Annotated in this window: 15 protein-coding genes; 5 read left to right on the top strand and 10 right to left on the bottom strand. The window is 34.3% G+C overall.

The features are described from left to right. Positions 1-210 precede the first annotated feature (210 nt). From NH341_RS12475 to NH341_RS12430, 10 genes are all read right to left on the bottom strand, one after another. Positions 211-1,005 (bottom strand): cation transporter, encoded by a 795-nt coding sequence (locus NH341_RS12475; protein ID WP_253057082.1) that lies wholly within the window; start codon positions 1,003-1,005, stop codon positions 211-213. Position 1,006: 1 nt separating this feature from the next. Next, positions 1,007-3,190: a TonB-dependent receptor gene (locus NH341_RS12470; protein ID WP_173359715.1), complete on the bottom strand. Its 2,184-nt coding sequence runs from the start codon at positions 3,188-3,190 to the stop codon at positions 1,007-1,009. Positions 3,191-3,257: 67 nt separating this feature from the next. Beyond that, positions 3,258-3,668 (bottom strand): Fur family transcriptional regulator, encoded by a 411-nt coding sequence (locus tag NH341_RS12465; protein ID WP_073184592.1) that lies wholly within the window; start codon positions 3,666-3,668, stop codon positions 3,258-3,260. A gap of 958 nt (positions 3,669-4,626) precedes the next feature. Beyond that, positions 4,627-5,055, bottom strand: a complete 429-nt coding sequence (locus tag NH341_RS12460; RefSeq protein WP_253057081.1) for an META domain-containing protein — start codon at positions 5,053-5,055, stop codon at positions 4,627-4,629. Between the two features lie 11 nt (positions 5,056-5,066). Then, positions 5,067-6,068: a PliI family lysozyme inhibitor of I-type lysozyme gene (locus tag NH341_RS12455; RefSeq protein WP_253057080.1), complete on the bottom strand. Its 1,002-nt coding sequence runs from the start codon at positions 6,066-6,068 to the stop codon at positions 5,067-5,069. A 274-nt stretch (positions 6,069-6,342) separates the two neighbouring features. Next, on the bottom strand, positions 6,343-8,151 hold the full coding sequence (locus tag NH341_RS12450) for an acyl-CoA dehydrogenase family protein (RefSeq protein ID WP_073184580.1): 1,809 nt from the start codon (positions 8,149-8,151) through the stop codon (positions 6,343-6,345). Positions 8,152-8,185: 34 nt separating this feature from the next. After that, positions 8,186-8,542, bottom strand: a complete 357-nt coding sequence (locus tag NH341_RS12445; protein WP_073184577.1) for a four helix bundle protein — start codon at positions 8,540-8,542, stop codon at positions 8,186-8,188. Positions 8,543-8,575: 33 nt separating this feature from the next. Further along, the gene (locus NH341_RS12440; protein ID WP_173359719.1) at positions 8,576-9,766 is read right to left on the bottom strand and encodes an acetyl-CoA C-acyltransferase; all 1,191 of its coding nucleotides are present in this window, start codon (positions 9,764-9,766) and stop codon (positions 8,576-8,578) included. Positions 9,767-9,851: 85 nt separating this feature from the next. Beyond that, the gene (locus NH341_RS12435) at positions 9,852-12,257 is read right to left on the bottom strand and encodes a 3-hydroxyacyl-CoA dehydrogenase/enoyl-CoA hydratase family protein (protein WP_125066917.1); all 2,406 of its coding nucleotides are present in this window, start codon (positions 12,255-12,257) and stop codon (positions 9,852-9,854) included. Positions 12,258-12,274: 17 nt separating this feature from the next. Then, entirely contained in the window at positions 12,275-12,739 is a 465-nt protein-coding gene (locus NH341_RS12430; RefSeq protein ID WP_047790064.1) for a MarR family winged helix-turn-helix transcriptional regulator, read from the bottom strand. 189 nt (positions 12,740-12,928) lie between these two features. Between NH341_RS12430 and NH341_RS12425 the strand changes: the two genes are divergently transcribed. The 5 genes from NH341_RS12425 (at position 12,929) to NH341_RS12405 (ending at position 18,053) form a co-directional block, all read left to right on the top strand. Next, positions 12,929-13,858 (top strand): ABC transporter ATP-binding protein, encoded by a 930-nt coding sequence (locus tag NH341_RS12425; protein ID WP_073184572.1) that lies wholly within the window; start codon positions 12,929-12,931, stop codon positions 13,856-13,858. Between the two features lie 3 nt (positions 13,859-13,861). Further along, entirely contained in the window at positions 13,862-15,184 is a 1,323-nt protein-coding gene (locus NH341_RS12420; protein WP_253057078.1) for an ABC transporter permease, read from the top strand. An 81-nt stretch (positions 15,185-15,265) separates the two neighbouring features. Continuing rightward, positions 15,266-16,207 (top strand): mechanosensitive ion channel family protein, encoded by a 942-nt coding sequence (locus tag NH341_RS12415; RefSeq protein WP_073184568.1) that lies wholly within the window; start codon positions 15,266-15,268, stop codon positions 16,205-16,207. A gap of 185 nt (positions 16,208-16,392) precedes the next feature. Beyond that, the gene (locus NH341_RS12410) at positions 16,393-17,556 is read left to right on the top strand and encodes a sigma-54 dependent transcriptional regulator (RefSeq protein ID WP_047790067.1); all 1,164 of its coding nucleotides are present in this window, start codon (positions 16,393-16,395) and stop codon (positions 17,554-17,556) included. A 95-nt stretch (positions 17,557-17,651) separates the two neighbouring features. Then, a complete protein-coding gene (locus NH341_RS12405) occupies positions 17,652-18,053 on the top strand; it encodes a VOC family protein (protein ID WP_047790068.1) in 402 nt (133 codons plus the stop codon). The last annotated feature ends 152 nt before the right edge of the window (positions 18,054-18,205 follow it).

Genomic DNA, 18,205 nt, shown 5'->3' with positions numbered 1-18,205 from the left:
TATACTTCCACATTTTTTATATGCCAAGAGTTAAATCATTTAATGAAGAAGAAGCATTAACCAAAGCAATGTGTTTGTTTTGGAAACGAAGGCTATTCAGCAACTTTTGTTTAAGATTTGGTTTACCATTTAGGAATTAATAGGGCTAGTTTATATGATACTTTTGGAGATAAAAAAGAGCTATCAAACTCTATCAATGTAGCCTTGTCTTTACTTACTTAGTTTTAAAATTCGAAAAGCTCCTTGAATTACTAAAACAAAAACAATGGTTCCAATAATCAAATCAGGTTTGCTCGAACTTAACCAATTTACCAAAAGTCCAGCGATTATAACTCCTAAATTGATAATCACGTCATTCGAGGTAAAAATCATACTCGCTTTCATATGTGCCTCTTCTTTGCTTTTTGACTTTTGCAAAATGTAAAGACAAATTCCGTTTGCGATAAGTGCAAAAATCGAAACGATAATCATTGTCGAAAAATCGGGAAGTTTCTCGTCTCCGAAAAATCTTCTTAAAACTTCCACAAATCCAATAATCGCAAGTGTGATTTGAAAATATCCAGCAAGTTTTGCAATCCGCTTTTTCTTAATCAACGTTCCGCCAACTGCAAACAAGCTAATTCCGTAAACGAAACTGTCGGCAAGCATATCCAGGCTGTCGGCAACAAGTCCCATTGATTTTGAGATTATTCCTGTTGTCATTTCGATAATAAAAAAGACAAAATTTATCGCCAGTACAATCCAAAGTAGCTTTTTTTGGTTGGTGTTTTCTACAAAATCTTTTTCGTTGGTTTCTTCGGTCGAGATTTTCTTTCCGCCTAATTTTAATTCGATAATTGACTTTTCAATTTGGTCGTTATGACCATCGTGAAAAACGGTCAATTTTCGGTTTGGAATGTCAAAATCAAGATTTTTGATTTCTTGAATTCCGTCCAGTTTCATTCGGATTAGATTTTCCTCTGAAGGACAATCCATCTTACTGATTTCAAATATCGTTTTGTTCATTTTAGTCGTCATCTTCGTTTCCAAAAGGTTTGATAATTACTCCAACGCTAAATATAAAACCGTCTGTTGGTGCATATATTTCGGGAAATTCTGGATTGTCGTGTGGTGGCAAAACCAAAGGCGAGAACCTGCTTTGTCTTCTATCGGTAAAGTTTTCAAAATTCACAAAAGTTGTTCCCCATTTAAAATTTCGCATTGCCACAAAACCCATTGTTATGAAGTCGGTTGTTTCTGTTCCATTAGACAAAAATTGCTTTCCTGTGTAAAACGTTTCATAACCGATTCGCCATTTTTCAGATTCGTACATCAAAACACTTCCTGCGTTATGTTTTGCTGTCAAAGGTTTTTGAGGATTGCCAGCTAAATAGTTCAACCTTGTGTCAATGAGTGCATAATTTAGGAACCACCTAAAATCTTTATAGGTAAACTTGATGTTTGTTTCAGCACCTTTGCTCAAAATTTCATCTGTTGCATTCTCAAATTGGAAAAATCCATTATCAGTTGAATTTAACAGTAATGCATCATTAATCGCAGTTACATAAAACAGTTGATTAATAGAAAAACCAACAGTTTCAAATAAACGTGTTTGATAGTTGAAATCAAGATTTACACCATAAGAACGTTCCGCATTTAGTGAAGATTTATCAATACCAAGTACATTTCTAAAATTGATAAATTCCGCCTCTTCTGTAAAAATATCTGGAATTTTGTAACCTAATCCACCACCAATTCTGCTCGAAAATCCACTATCGTTTTTGTATAGCAATGAAACTCTTGGAAGCGGAAAGAATCCAAAATCAGTATTGTAATCTGCTCGTAATCCTGTTTCCAAAATCCAATTATCCGAAATGTCATAAATATTATTTACAAATGCTCCGAATGTTATGTCTGTTTGGTCACGTTGCAAAGTCACATTATTATTTTCATCAAAAGCAGAAGTATAGAGATTTGCACCAAAAATCCAATCTGTTTTATTGGCGGACTTTTGATAGTTTATTTCCGTGAATGTATTGGTTTGTTTACCATCAAAAACAAAATCGGGAATGGTTAGTTTTCTATCAAAGAATGAGATGCTGTTTTTAATATTTAATGAACTAACCGAATCTAATTGAGTTTCGTAAACCGCTTGACTGCTCAACCTTTTTGATAGATTTTCTTCGGTATATTGATGGATGCCATTTGCGCCACTTTCAATTTTTGTGATGTCGCCACCAATTCTGTCGTCATACGTTCCGTTTAAGCTAAACCAAAATGTTGTTTTTTCTGATGGATAATAAAAGAATTTTGGGTTGAAAGAAATAGATGTTGTTTGTGGTAAATTACTAAAGCCATCATCTTCTGGGTCGTAAGCCTTTTGATAATGACCTGAACCGTATAATGAAACTCCAAATTTTTCATTTCGTTTGCTATAAAATACATTAGCTGTACTTCCTAATGCTTGTGTTTGTGTCAACATAATATCCAAAGTTGGCTCTTCGTCAGGTGTTTTTGATACCATATTTATCAAACCTCCAATTGCTCCACCACCATAAAGTGTTGATGAACTTCCTTTAATGATTTCAAATTGTTTTAAGTCCAATGGCGGAATTTGCAGAATACTCAAACCGCTTGAAAATCCGCCATAAAGTGGAAATCCATCTCGTAAAAGTTGTGTGTAACGTCCATCAAGACCTTGAATTCTAATGTTGGTATTCGCACTACTTAAAGAAGTTTGTTGCATCTGTATTCCTGTACTTTCCCGAAGTACCATTGAAATATTGGTTGGGTTCATTACCGCTTTTTCGCCTAATTCTTCCGCTCCAATAAATTCAATTCGAGTTGGAATTTTTCTAACAGTTCGTGTACTTCTTGAAGATTGTATGACAACTTCGTCAAGTTCATTACCTCCAGATTCGAGCTTGAAAGCGAACTCCTTTTTTGTTCCAACATCAATAGTAGTTTCTATGGTTTTGAAGCCTATGTATGAAATTTTTATAATATGGTTTCCATTTGGGATTTCTGTAAATGTGGCAATTCCGTCAAAATCTGTTACTGCTCCTTTTTCTAATTCTTCAAAATAGACCGTAGCACCCAATAATGGTTCGTTGGTTTCTGCATCGCTAACAGAAATGGAAATATCGCTCGTCTGTGCGAAAGATATAATTGATACGAATAGAAATAATGTGTTTAAAAATATGTTTTTCATCTGCTTATTCTGGTTTAAAAGAATAATGCAAATGTATTTAGGATTTACTGCAACTCGATTGCAAAGATTACTTGTTGCAGTTGTCGCACAAGCCTTTTACGACCATATTTGCTTGTTGTAACTTAAAGTTTTCGGGAAGTTGAATTTTTGGAATAGGAACATCAAAAAGGCAGAATGTTTTATCGCAGTTTGTGCAATAAAAATGATAGTGCAAATCCTTTGGGTCGCAGTTACAGCCTTTGGCACAAACCGCATATTTGGTCATTCCAGAACCATCTTCAATGCTGTGGATGACTTTGTTTTCCTCAAATGTTTTGAGTGTTCTGAAAATCGAACTTCTGTCCATGTATGCCAATGCGTTTTCAATATCTTTTAAAGATTGGGCTTTTTCTTGGCTCAAAAGATGACGTAAAACCACAGTTCTGACTGCGGTGTTTTTCACTTTTTTTATTTTTAGGATTTCTTCTTCGGTTTGCATTTTCCTAATGTATCATTTTTTTCGAGCGTTGGCGAAAAACAGCTCTTTTATTTTTTTCAGCGGTGGCTTTTTGCGGTTGGAAAAAAATAAATGTGCTGTTTGTGCGGTTGGCTTTTTTAGTTCAAATGTTCAATTTTAGCACGGTTTTTTGCATTATGCACAACTAGTTTATATACGTAATAAAATTACTTATATATTCCTTTTACGGTAAGATATGCGGAACTTTTAGCAATTTTATTAACACTTTCAAATATAAAGAAATAAGATAAAAAAGTGCAACTTTTTTATCGGGACTACAAACGAAGCCTAATCGGTTGTCTTCCTTCTTCAGTAATAGGAGCAACTTTAAACAAGTTGACACACTTTATTGAATACTCCCCGTTAATCGGGCGCTAATATCACGGCATGCTCCGAAGACACCACGGCATGGGTCGCTGATATCACGGCGTGCTCCGCAGACACCGCGGCATGGGTCGCTAATATCACGGCATGCTCCGAAGATACCACGGCACGGGTCGCTGATATCACGGCGTGCTCCGTTGACACCGCGGCATGGGTCGCTGATATCACGGCGTGCTCCGCAGACACCACGGCACGGGTCGCTGATATCACGGCATGCTCCGAAGACACTACGGCATGGGTCGCTAATATCACGGCGTACTCCGTTGACACCACGGCACGGGTCGCTAATATCACGGCATGCTCCGCAGACACCGCGGCACGGGTCGCTGATATTACGGCGTGCTCCGCAGACACCGCGGCATGGGTCGCTAATATCACGGCATGCTCTCTGCTTTTACATCAGTACAGATTCAACCCAACATTCACTGTATACTTATTAGCGGACGTTGCCTTTGGCAGTAAAAAATAAACCTCATACCAACAAACCAAAAAAAGGCTGTATAGTATGAGGTTTCCCCTAAGTTATTAATTCGTTTAAAGTAACAACTATCGTGAATTATTTTTCAGTAGTTACTTTTTTAAAGCGCATCATGGTTACATCGTCCATTAATAAGTTTAGTTTTCCTTCTAAGTCAAAACTATACTTGTTTACTTTTTTAATGGTTTTTAAAAACTCTTGTTCTCCTTGTCCGCAGTACATCATAGTTGTTGGTCCTGGTTCTCCAAAAGAAATCGCATTTTCTTCTCCTAACGTAAATTCAGCAGCATAACCGTTACAACCATTATTTCCTGTAGCTTTCTTTGTTTCTTTATCAAACGTAAGTTGTGGCTTTTTATCAGGAAACAATCCTTCAAAAGCAATTCTAGGTCCAGAGATGTATTCTAGTTCCCAAGCGGTTCCGTATAATTGTTCAGCAGTATCTTTTTTAGCACAAGACACTGTAATTAATAGAATTACTGCGAATACAAATGATAGTTTTTTCATAATATGTAAGTTTAGTTATTAGTATTAAATTCAGTTGAGTTTTTTACTACAAATTTTCTTGATGCTTCACCATCTACCAATTTGTATGTAATTTGTCTGGTACCTCCTGTTGGGTTAGCATTAGAATCTTCTTCTTTATAAATAGGAAAACGTTGCGCTAAGGTTGTTTCAATAATGGTAAATTCATCGTGCCCCATATATCCCTTACTTAATTCTTTATTATCGGTAATAGGAGGGAAGTATATTTGACTCATCGATTTTTTATTGTTTACTGAAAATCCTATTACATTTCCGTAGCTTCCACTTCCGTCAGATTTTGTATAGATTAATATTTCTGGAGAACCATCAGAGTTTAAATCTTCAATTTCAGCATCAACAACACTACCATCAATTGTTTGAGTAACGGCAGAATTGTCAATTTCTAATCCGTAAGGAGTAACTGTTAATTCAGTTTCCATTCCATTTTTTTGAGTAGCAATGCTAAAACTAATTCCTTGTAAGGTTACATTTTTTCTAAAAATGGTTTTGTCTATCTGTGTTTGGTCAAGGTTTCCTTCAATTTTATGATAAGAACCTGCAAGACTTCCTCCACCTGAACAGTAAAAGTTTAATAAACCGTTATCTTCTTTGTTTGCCGTTGCAATAGAAATTTGTTTGTTTTTAAAAGAAAATACTACAGTCTTACCATTTATGTCAGTTGTATACGTGCTGTCATTTGCTTTTTTAGCAAGAGCGTCAAAAGTACAAGTAGGTTTTTTCTTGTCAGCACGTGAGCGAACAGCAATTTTTATATTGTCATTTGCGGCAGGTTTTACAGCAACTGAAACCCAATCGTACCCTTCGTTTCTTTTTTCATATTCTGAAGAAACGTAGTTTCCTGTAACATCAGTAATTGTAGCTACAGTTTCTTGTTTTGTGGTTTCTTGTGTATCTGTTTTTTTTGCTTCGTTTTTACAGCTAACGATGGCTAAAAATGCTATTACTAGTAGTGCTGAATTGGTAAGTTTTATCATGCTATTTTATGTTTTTTGCTTCTAAATAACAATAAATATACCATTAAAGATATGAAAAAACGTTTTAAGAAAACCTTAAGATTCTTGTTTTTTAGTAGGTTGATATTGTAGCGTATAGGTTTAATAACGTTTTTTGAGGGCATAAAAAAAGACCGCCAAAACCTAATTTGACGATCTTTTAAACAAACAACTAAATTCTAAAACCTATAAAAGTTGAAGAAAGTTTTAAAAAACTACCTATGCTTGTTAGCAACATTAGGTAGTTTTAATATGTTTAGAAGCAGTATTTATTTTCTGCTTTTAATTTTTCTGCGATTGTATTACGTAATTCAACTACGTTAGGGTAGTTTGCATACTTTGTAAAACGCTTAAGTCCCATTAACATCATACGTTGTTCATCACCTTCAGCGAAAGAAATAATTCCTTCTCTTGCACTTTTGGTAATAATTTCAACAGCATTGTATAAGTATAACTTAGCCATTGCAATCTGTTCTTTTTGAGCCTCTTCACCAAAACGCTTCGCGTTCTTCTCAGTTCTTAAAATTCCAGATTCTGCCATGTATATTTCAATTAAAATATTTGAAGCAGCAGTTAATAACTGTTGGTGTTGCTCTAACTCTGGTCCAAATTTTTGTAAAGCAGCACCTGCAACCATTAAGAATACTTTCTTAAGTTTAGCAAGGATTTCTTTTTCTTCTGAGAATAATTCAGAATAATCTGGAGTATCGAAAGAAGGAATTCCCATTAATTCGTTTTGAACTGCCATTGCAGGATTTAATAAATCTACATGACCTTTCATTGCTTTTTTAACTAACATTCCTACCGATAATAAACGGTTAATTTCGTTAGTTCCTTCGTAGATACGTGCAATACGAGCATCTCTCCAAGCAGACTCCATTGGAGTTTCTTCAGAGAATCCCATACCTCCAAAAATTTGGATTCCTTCATCAGCACAATTTTGTACGTCTTCTGAAACTGCTACTTTTAAGATAGAACATTCAATAGCGTATTCTTCAACACCTTTTAATTCTGCTTCTTGATGAGTGTTTCCTTCAGATTCACGAATAGCGATTCTGTCTTCAATATTTTTAGCTGCTCTATATGATGCAGACTCACCAACATAAGCGTTAGTAGCCATTTCAGCTAATTTCATTTTAATAGCTCCAAACTCAGCAATAGGAGTTTTAAATTGCTTACGCTCGTTTGCATAGTTTACAGCATGAGTTACAATTCTTCTTTGAGAATCTAAACAAGCAGCAGCTAACTTAATACGACCAACGTTTAAGGCGTTCATGGCAATTTTGAATCCACCACCACGAACAGATAACATGTTTTCAACAGGAACTAAGGTATCGTTGAAAAATACCTGACGAGTTGAAGAGGCACGAATACCTAATTTGTGTTCTTCTTCTCCTAAAGTTACTCCGTTAGGATTGTTTTTATCATATTCTAAGATAAAACCAGTAATGTTTTTATCGTCTTCGATACGAGCAAAAACGATGAAGATTTCAGCAAAACCTGCATTCGAAATCCACATTTTTTGTCCGTTAATTTTGTAGTGTTTTCCGTCTTCGGTTAACTCAGCAGTAGTTTTACCTGAGTTTGCGTCAGATCCTGCTCCTGGTTCTGTTAAACAGTAAGCTCCAAAACGCTCTCCCATTGCTAAAGCAGGAACATATTTTTGCTTTTGCTCTTCAGTACCGTATAAAGTAATTGGCATGGTACCAATACCTGTGTGCGCACCAAAAGCTGTACTAAAAGATCCTGTTCCACTTGAAATGTAATCACATGTTAACATGGTAGAAACGAATCCCATTCCTAATCCGCCATAAGCTTCAGGAACAGCCACACCTAAAAATCCTAATTCACCAGCTTTACGCATAGTTTCTTCGGTAAGTGCATAATCTTTCTTTTCGAAACGTTCTTTATGAGGAATGATTTCACGGTCGTTAAATTCTTTAACCGCATCACGCATCATTGTTTGCTCTTCTGAAAAATCTTCAGGAGTAAATATATCTTCACATTTTGTTTCTTTTACTAGGAACTGCCCTCCGCGTAAAAGATCTTTTGTTAATTCTGACATAGTATATTAGATTTTAAGATTCAAGAGCCAAGAGTCAAGACTTATTCAGACCAGATTGGAAACTTGAAATCATTTTTTGTATTGACTTAATTTTTTGTTCTAATTCTTTAAACTTTTCTTCAGATAGGTAGCTTTCATTAAAAGCAATAATTAATTGTGTTTCCCATTCAAATGAAGAACCTAAGCTATCTTCTAAATATTTATTAAAATGTTTGTTAGTGCTTTTACTTGAACCCTCAGCTATGTTAGAAGGAATAGAAACAGCACATCTATTCATCTGAGAAACCAAGCCAAATTTTTCAAAGTCTGGAAAGGTTCTAGTTAATTTATAAGAATCAGAAACTAAATTCATGCTTTCAGTCCAAATTTTTAATTTTTTGAAATTGTGCATCGTCTTGTTTCTTGATTCTAATAGTCTTGTTTCTTAATTTAGGAATTCAAAAATACCAGCAGCACCTTGACCAGTACCTACACACATGGTTACCATTCCGTATTTGTTATTCATGTTACGCTTACGCATTTCATCAAATAACTGAACAGATAGTTTACCACCAGTACATCCTAATGGGTGACCTAAAGCAATTGCCCCACCATTTACGTTAACGATATCCGGATTTAATCCTAATTCGCGAATAACTGCTAACGATTGTGAAGCAAACGCTTCGTTTAGTTCAATTAATTCAATATCACTTTGTTGTAAACCTGCTTGTTTTAATGCTTTTGGAATAGCTGCTACAGGACCAATTCCCATAATACGAGGTGGCACTCCTGCTGCTGCATAACTTACTAAACGAGCTTCTGGTTGAATACCTAACTCTTTTACCATATCTTCACTCATTACCATTACAAAGGCAGCTCCATCACTTGTTTGTGATGAGTTACCAGCAGTAACAGAACCGTCAGCAGCAAATACTGGACGTAATCTTGCTAAGGCTTCTACGCTTGTTCCACGACGTGGACCTTCGTCTTTAGTAACTGTGTAATTTCTTGTAGCGCGTTTTCCGTTTCCATCAATGTAAGTTTCTTCTACATCAATTGGAGCTATTTGATCTTGGAAACGATCACTATCTAATGCTTTTAAAGCTTTCATGTGCGATTCGTATGCAAATTGATCTTGATCTGCACGAGATACATTGTATTGTTGCGCTACTGCTTCTGCAGTATTACCCATTCCCCAATAGTAATCTTCGTGACCTGCATTTACGATATCGTAGTTTAATTCTGGTTTAAAACCTGTCATTGGTACAGAACTCATGCTTTCTGCTCCACCAGCAATAATACATTCTGCCATTCCAGATTGAATTTTTGCTACTGCCATACCAATAGTTTCTAATCCTGATGAACAGAAACGGTTTACGGTAACTCCAGGAACATCCACAGAATCTAATCCGATTAACGAAATAATTCTTGCCATGTTTAATCCTTGAGAACCTTCTGGCATTGCGTTACCAACAATAACATCATCGATACGCTTTACGTCGAATTCTGGCAACTTTGTCATCATATACTTGATGGTTTCAGCAGCTAATTCGTCAGCTCTTTTAAATCTGAACACACCTTTTTTAGATTTCCCTACGGCGGTTCTATATCCTTTTACTATATATGCTGTTTTCATATTTTCAAGTTTTTAGTGTTTAGTTTTAAGTTTTTAGTGATTATTAATTGATCACTTATAACTGAAAACTAATAACTCGCAACTTTTAGTTGCGTAAAGGTTTACCAGTTTTTAACATATGCTGAATACGCTCTAACGTTTTTCTTTCAGTAGTTAAACTTAAGAAAGCTTCACGTTCAAGGTCTAATAAATACTGCTCAGTAACTTTTGTTGGTTCTGATAAATCTCCTCCAGCCATTACATAGGCTAGTTTGTTTGCAATTTTCTGATCGTGTTCAGAAATATATTTAGAAGCTTCCATAGAGTCTGTTCCTACTAAGAACATTCCTAAGGCTTGCTTACCTAATACTAAAACATCTTTACGTTTTACTGGTTGTGTATAACCTGCTTCAGCTAATAACACAGCGTGCTTTTTAGCTTCTGCAATTTGACGGTCTTTGTTTACAACCACAACATCTTTTCCTTTTTGTAGTAGGTTTAAGTCGTATGCTTCATAAGCTGAAGTTGCAACTTTAGCCATACCAATAGTTAAGAAGTGCTCTTGTAATACGTTTAATTGAACATCACCAGTGTGGAATAAGTCCTGAGCTCTTAACGCCATTTCTTTAGATCCACCACCACCAGGAATTACTCCAACTCCAAACTCTACTAATCCGATGTAGGTTTCAGCAGCAGCAACTACTTTATCAGCGTGTAATGATAATTCACATCCACCACCTAATGCCATTCCGTGAGGAGCAGCAATGGTAGGAATTGCAGAGTAACGCATACGCATCATGGTATCTTGGAAATATTTGATCGCCATGTTTAACTCATCGTACTCTTGCTCAACAGCCATCATAAAAATCATTCCGATGTTGGCACCTACAGAGAAGTTTGCAGCTTGGTTACCAATTACTAATCCTTGGAAGTCTTTTTCAGCTAAATCAACTGCTTTGTTTAATCCTGCTAAAACATCACCACCAATGGTATTCATTTTAGATTGGAATTCACAGTTTAAAATTCCGTCTCCTAAATCTTCAATCACAACTCCAGAGTTTTTGAATACCTCAGTAGTTTTACGAATGTTATCTAAGATGATAAATGAATCTTGTCCTGGTTTTTTAACTTGTGCTTTTGCAGGTACATCGTAGTAATATGTTGCACCGTCTTTAACTGTATAGAAAGATTTTTCTCCTTTAGCTACCATTTCAGTAACCCAAGCAGCAGGCTCTTTTCCTTCAGCTTTCATTAATTCGATACCTTTTTCAACTCCTACAGCATCCCAAATTTCGAAAGGACCATTTTCCCATCCGAAACCAGCTTTCATGGCATCGTCAATTCTGTATAATTCATCAGAAATTTCTGGAATTCTATTTTGAACATACGCAAACATTGCTGCGAAGTTCTTACGGTAGAATTCTCCTGCTTTATCTTTTCCGCCAACTAATACTTTAAATCGGTCAATTGGCTTATCAATTGTTTTTGTTAATTCTAAGGTAGCAAATTTTGCTTTTTTAGACGGACGGTATTCCATCGTATCTAAATCTAAGGCTAAAATTTCACGCTTTCCTTCAGCATTGGTTGTTTTTTTGTAAAAACCTTGTTTGGTTTTGTTTCCTAACCACTTATTTTCCATCATCGTGTTGATGAAATCTGGCAACTTAAATAAGTCGTGAGCTTCGTCGTTAGGACAGTTTTCGTAGATTCCGTTAGCAACGTGTACTAAAGTATCTAATCCAACAACATCAACAGTACGGAAAGTAGCTGATTTAGGACGTCCAATAACTGGTCCTGTTAATTTATCAACCTCTTCAATAGTTAAACCTAATTCTTTTACTTGGTGGAATAACGATTGGATTCCGAAAATACCTATACGGTTTCCAATAAACGCTGGAGTATCTTTTGCTAATACTGAAGTTTTTCCTAAGAATTTAGAACCATAATCCATTAAGAAGTCTGTAACTTCTTGTTTACAGTCAGGTCCTGGAACAACTTCAAATAATTTTAAATAACGAGGAGGGTTAAAAAAGTGCGTTACCGCAAAGTGCTTACGAAAATCTTCACTACGTCCTTCGTTCATAAACTTAATAGGAATCCCTGAAGTGTTGGTAGAAATAATAGTACCAGGCGTACGGTATTTTTCAACTTGCTCAAAAACACTTTGTTTAATGTCTAAGCGCTCAACAACTACCTCCATAATCCAATCTACATCTTTTACTTTGTGTAAATCGTCCTCAAGGTTTCCAGTAGTAATTCTATCTGCAAATTTTTTATTGTAGATAGGTGATGGTTTCGACTTTAATGAAGCAGTCAAAGCATCATTTACCAAACGGTTACGAACTACTTTGTCTTCTAAGGTTAATCCTTTTGCTTTTTCTTTGTCGTTAAGCTCTCTTGGAACGATGTCCAAAAGCAATACTTCAACGCCAATGTTAGCAAAATGACATGCAATACCTGATCCCATGATACCAGAACCGATAATTGCTACTTTTTTAATTCTTCTTGCCATTTGTTTGTTGGTTTGTTTTATACAGCTTTATTGTCAATATTTTCTTCTTCGTATATTAACTTATCTGTAATTAGTTTGTTTATTGTTGTTGTTACTTTGAAGAAGGTTTCTAATTCTTCTTCAGTAATATGTTCTCTTACTTTATTATTGAATTGGTATACATGCCCTTTTGAAACTTCACGCATTTCTTTACCATATTTAGTAAGCTTTAAAATAACGCTTCTACCATCATTAGGATTTTTCTCGCGACATATAACTCCTTTGTCTTCCATTGTCTTTAACAAACGAGAAAGACTTGTAGGTTCCATTCCCATTAACGGTCCCAGAGCAGTTGAAGGAGTACCGTTTTCAAAATCTATATTCAATAAAGCAAAAGCCGTAGCCATTGTGCTATCATGCTTTGCAGCTTGCTCGTTATACATTTTAGCAACGGCTTGCCACGTGGCTCTTAATTGGTGATCTATTGATTTATCCTTATCCATGAATGCCAAATATATAAAATTTTATTATGCATGCATAGTATTTTATAAAAAAGTTATGCATGCATAATAAAATTAACAAAAAATTAATCTTGTAACGTTTAGAGAGAAGCGTATACTAATTGAGTATAAAAATATGTAAGTTTGTCACTACTGTTTTTAAATAAACGGTAATTAATCAACTATAAATCTATGAACAATTTATTAGAAATTAATAATGTAGTAAAGCGTTATGGCGATTATACTGCATTAAATAATGTTTCAATGCACATTCCTAAAGGTAGTGTTTTTGGTTTGTTAGGGCCTAACGGTGCAGGAAAGACCTCGCTTATTAGAATTATCAACCAAATAACAATGCCTGATGCTGGTGAAATTATTTTAGATGGAGAGAAGTTAGCTCCAAATCATATAGAACATATAGGATATTTACCTGAAGAAAGAGGGTTGTATAAAAGTATGAAGGTAGGAGAGCAGGCATTGTACCTTGCTCAATTAAAAGGGTTGAGTAAATCGGAAGCTAAAAAACGATTGAAATATTGGTTTGATAAATTTGATATTGGAGCTTGGTGGAATAAAAAGATTGAAGAGTTGTCTAAAGGGATGGCTCAAAAGGTACAGTTTATAGTAACGGTATTACATCAGCCTAAATTATTAATTTTTGATGAGCCTTTTTCTGGTTTCGATCCTATTAATGCACAACTAATAGCTAAAGAAATTTTACAGTTGCGTGATGAAGGAGCTACTATTATTTTTTCTACCCATAGAATGGAGTCTGTAGAGGAAATGTGTGATTATATAGCGTTGATTAATAAATCGAATAAAATTTTAGATGGTAAGCTAGAAGATATTAAAAAGGAGTTTAGAACTAATACTTTTCAGGTTGGATTGGCTACTTCTAATTCAAAAGAAGTGGAGCAAAAGCTAAAAGAAAACTTTGAGGTTTTACCAGCAGATTTTAAATTGTTAAATGAAGGGTTAAAATTAAATGTAAAACTTACCAACGGAAGTTCTCCAAACGATTTGTTATCGTATTTAACAACTCAGGGACAAGTACAACATTTTGTAGAGTTAGTGCCAAGTGCCAACGATATTTTTATTCAAGCAATCCATAAAAACAGTTAAGCAATGAAAAGATTACGATTAATTATAGAACGCGAGTTTATTGCTAAGGTTAGAAATAAGTCGTTTATCGTTATGACTTTCTTAAGTCCATTGTTAATGATTGGTATGGGGGCTTTAGTATTTTTTTTAATGAAAAAGAACGATGAAAAGGTTAAGAAGATAGTATATGTTGATGAGTCTGGAATGTTCTCTAAAGATATTTTTAAAGATTCAAAAACAGTAAAGTATGAAGATTTTACAGCCTTAGGAATTGAAAACTCTAAAAAGAAGGTCGAAGAAGGAGATTACTACGGAGCTTTATACATTCCGAAACAAGATAGTTTAGAAATGTTGGCAAAATCGATTGAGTTTTTCTCTAAAGATTCGCCAAGTATGTCTATCATGGAACGTTTAGAAGATAAAATTGATAAGGAGTTACGTCATAAAAAACTAACAAGCTTCGGAATTGATATTGCGCATATAGAAGAGTCTAAAATTTCATCAGAAATTAAAATGTTGAATTTCTCTGGGGAAAAATCATCAAAATTAATCAACGGATTAAAGATTGGTGTAGGAGCTATCGCAGGATATTTATTGATGATGTTTGTAATGATTTATGGGACATCGGTAATGCGTAGTGTTATTGAAGAAAAAACAAGTAGAATTATTGAGGTAATCGTTTCTTCAGTAAAACCTTTTCAATTAATGTTAGGAAAGATTATTGGAAATGCATCAGCTGGATTGTTACAGTTCTTTATTTGGGGGATTTTGTTTTTAGTGTTTAGCCTAGTAGCATCTTCTTTCTTTGGATTTGATATGATGGAAATGCAGTCGGCAAAAGTATCACCAGAACAAATGGAAGCTATTCAACAAACAGCAGCCAATAAAGGTGAAATGATTGTGCAAGAAATTTTCAGATTGCCTTTAGTAAAAATGTTCTTCTTATTCATTTTCTACTTCTTAGGAGGGTATATGTTATATAGCTCGTTGTTTGCAGCAGTAGGTGCAGCGGTAGATAATGAAACGGATACACAACAATTTATGATGCCTATTATGCTACCGTTAATTTTGGCAGTTTATGTAGGTTTTGCAACGGTTATTAACGATCCTCATGGTCCGGTTTCAGTAATATTTTCTTATATACCTTTTACATCTCCAATAGTGATGTTAATGAGAATCCCGTTTGGAGTTGCTTGGTGGGAAATAGCCATTTCTATGTTGCTATTAATTCTTACTTTTATGGTAATTGTATGGATTGCCGCTAAAATTTATCGTGTAGGTATTTTAATGTACGGTAAAAAACCAACCTACAAAGATTTATGGAAATGGATTCGTTATAATGGGTAATTAACACTTTTATGAAATTACTTAATATTGTTTAAAAGTGTTGATTATAAATTGTGTGTAACGATTATAACATAAACTAGGATGAAAGAAATAATAAAAGAAATAACGGATTTTCTAAACTATAGAATACCAATAGGAGGAAAAGATATTGAGTTTACAGTAAAAACAATTTTGTTTTTAATAGTAGGTTTACTTTTAGTGAAGCTTTTGTTGAAATATTTAAAAGTACTAGCAAAAAGTAAACTAGAACAGGAAGACAAAAATAAATTTGATACTATTTTCTCATTTACTAGTTGGTTAGTATATGTAATTGTTTTTTCAATAGGTTTAAGTTCAGCAGGAGTCGATTTAAGTGCGATTTTAGTAGCGTCTTCTGCTTTGTTAATAGGTATTGGTTTGGCGTTACAAACCTTTTTTCAAGATATAATCTCTGGAGTTTTTATTATTCTTGATAAAAGTGTTCATGTGGGGGATATTATTGAACTAGATGGAAAAGTTGGTAGGGTGGAAGAGATAAAACTGAGAACCACTAGAGCCGTAACAATCGATAATAAAGTATTGGTTATTCCTAATCACAAGTATTTATCTAACAGCCTATATAACTGGACGCAAAATGGTACTACAACTAGAGAAAGTGTAACAGTGGGTGTGGCCTATGGTAGTGATGTAGCTTTAGTGAAAAAATTATTGTTGCAAGCGGCCAGTGAACATCCAAAAGTATACCAGCATCCAGCTCCTTTAGTACTTTTTGAAAATTTCGGAGATAGTTCGTTAAATTTTAAATTAATTTTTACGTTAAATGATAGTTTTCAGGCAGCGATACCAAAAAGTGATATACGGTTTAAAATAGACGAGCTGTTTAGAGAGCATAATATAAGTATTCCGTTCCCTCAAAGAGATATACATATTGTAGATGCCAAAGGGTTGCATTTTGAACCTCCAAAAAAAGAGGTACTCCAAAACAATCAGAAAGAAATTGAAGGTAAAGAGGAAGGAAATTCTAAAGAAGAACTAAATAATTAAGCTGAAAAATGTTTGGCTTGCTTTTTGAGTTGTAACCACCAATGGTTCTTTCTTGTTGTAAAGAATGTGTTAATAAAGTAACGTTAATAGGTTCAGAAAACGAAGTAGGTGAGCTCCAAAAAATGATTTCTGATTTCAAGAATTTATTAAACTAGCCTTTTTAATATCTAAAAGACTAAAAAAATATGAGTAAAATATTAATAATAGAAGATGAAGCTGCAATTCGCAGAGTATTAAAAAAAATTATTTCTGAAGAAAACGATTCCTATGAAGTAGAAGAAGCTGAAGATGGTTTGCAAGGAATTGAAATGATAAAGAAAACAGATTACGATTTGGTTTTGTGTGATATTAAAATGCCAAAAATGGATGGTGTTGAGGTGTTGGAAAAAGCTAGAAAGTTAAAACCTGAAATACCAATGGTAATGATTTCTGGTCATGGTGATTTAGATACTGCAGTAAACACCATGCGCTTAGGAGCCTTTGATTATATTTCTAAACCGCCAGATTTAAATCGATTATTGAATACTGTAAGAAATGCTCTAGATAAAAAGGAGTTGGTAGTAGAAAATAAGCGTTTAAAGAAGAAGGTGAGTAAGAATTATGAAATGATTGGAGAGAGCGATGCTATTACTCATATTAAAGATATTATTGAAAAAGTGTCTGCAACAGAGGCAAGAGTTTTAATTACCGGACCTAATGGAACAGGAAAAGAGTTAGTAGCGCATTGGTTACACGAAAAATCTGACCGTTCTAAAGGTTCTATGATTGAAGTAAACTGTGCAGCTATACCTTCTGAGTTAATAGAAAGTGAATTGTTTGGGCATGTAAAAGGGAGTTTTACAGGAGCTAACAAAGATAGAGCAGGAAAGTTTGAAGCAGCTAATGGAGGAACCATTTTCTTAGATGAAATTGGAGATATGAGTTTGTCGGCACAAGCGAAAGTATTACGAGCATTACAAGAAAATCGTATTCAACGAGTAGGTTCGGATAAAGATATAAAAGTAAATGTACGTGTAGTTGCTGCAACAAATAAAGATTTAAAGAAGGAAATTGAAGAAGGACGTTTCCGCGAAGATTTATATCATCGTTTAGCAGTGATTTTAATTAAAGTTCCTGCATTAAACGATAGAAGAGAAGATATACCGTTATTAGTAGATTTCTTTGCCAAGAAAATTTCTGAAGAACAAGGGATGCCTAAAAAAGGTTTCTCGGAAGATGCTATTAAATTGTTACAAGAGTATGATTGGACAGGAAATATTAGAGAATTACGAAATGTAGTTGAACGTTTACTTATTTTAGGAGAAAAAGAAGTTTCTAAAAATGATGTAAAACTATTTGCTAGTAAATAATTAATAACGTTTTAAATTTTTGAGTTAATAATCACAGCAATAGAGTTAATTTATATAGATGCTTGTTTTTATTTTTATACAAAACAATAAAAATTATGAACATACAAGCATACTTAGCATTCAGAGGAGAATGTCAAAACGCATTAAATTTTTATGCAGACTTATTTAATGCAAAAATTGTAAATAAACAAACGTACAAAGACTCAAAGAGAGATATTCCAGAGGATTACAGGCATAAAATACAACATGCAGAATTGAAAGGGAAAGGGATTCACATTATGGCGTATGATGTTTCTCCAGATACTCCGCTAAATAGTGGTAATAATATTCAAATGAGTGTTGATTTAGATGATGAGGAGAAAGCTACTGTTGTTTTTAATGAGTTGTCTAACGGAGGTATAGTTCATACTGAACTATTGGAAACGGAATGGAACGCACTGTATGGGGCTTGTACCGATAAATTTAATATACGTTGGATGGTAAACTGTAAGTTATAGTAAGTAGTTTACAATAATTGTTATATAAATAAAGGTGAGGTTGTATTAGAAAGAAGCTAATACAATTTCATCTTTGTTGTTTTGTAAAAGTTCATAAAAGCTAACAGAATTAAGGGGGTATGAAGCTTTTAAAAAAACACAAAAAAAGAAAA

The organism is Tenacibaculum sp. XPcli2-G (genome assembly GCF_024124505.1).
GTDB lineage: Bacteria > Bacteroidota > Bacteroidia > Flavobacteriales > Flavobacteriaceae > Polaribacter > Polaribacter mesophilus.
Note: the sequence above shows the minus strand (reverse complement) of the source record. Positions and strands in the feature narration are given on the sequence as shown.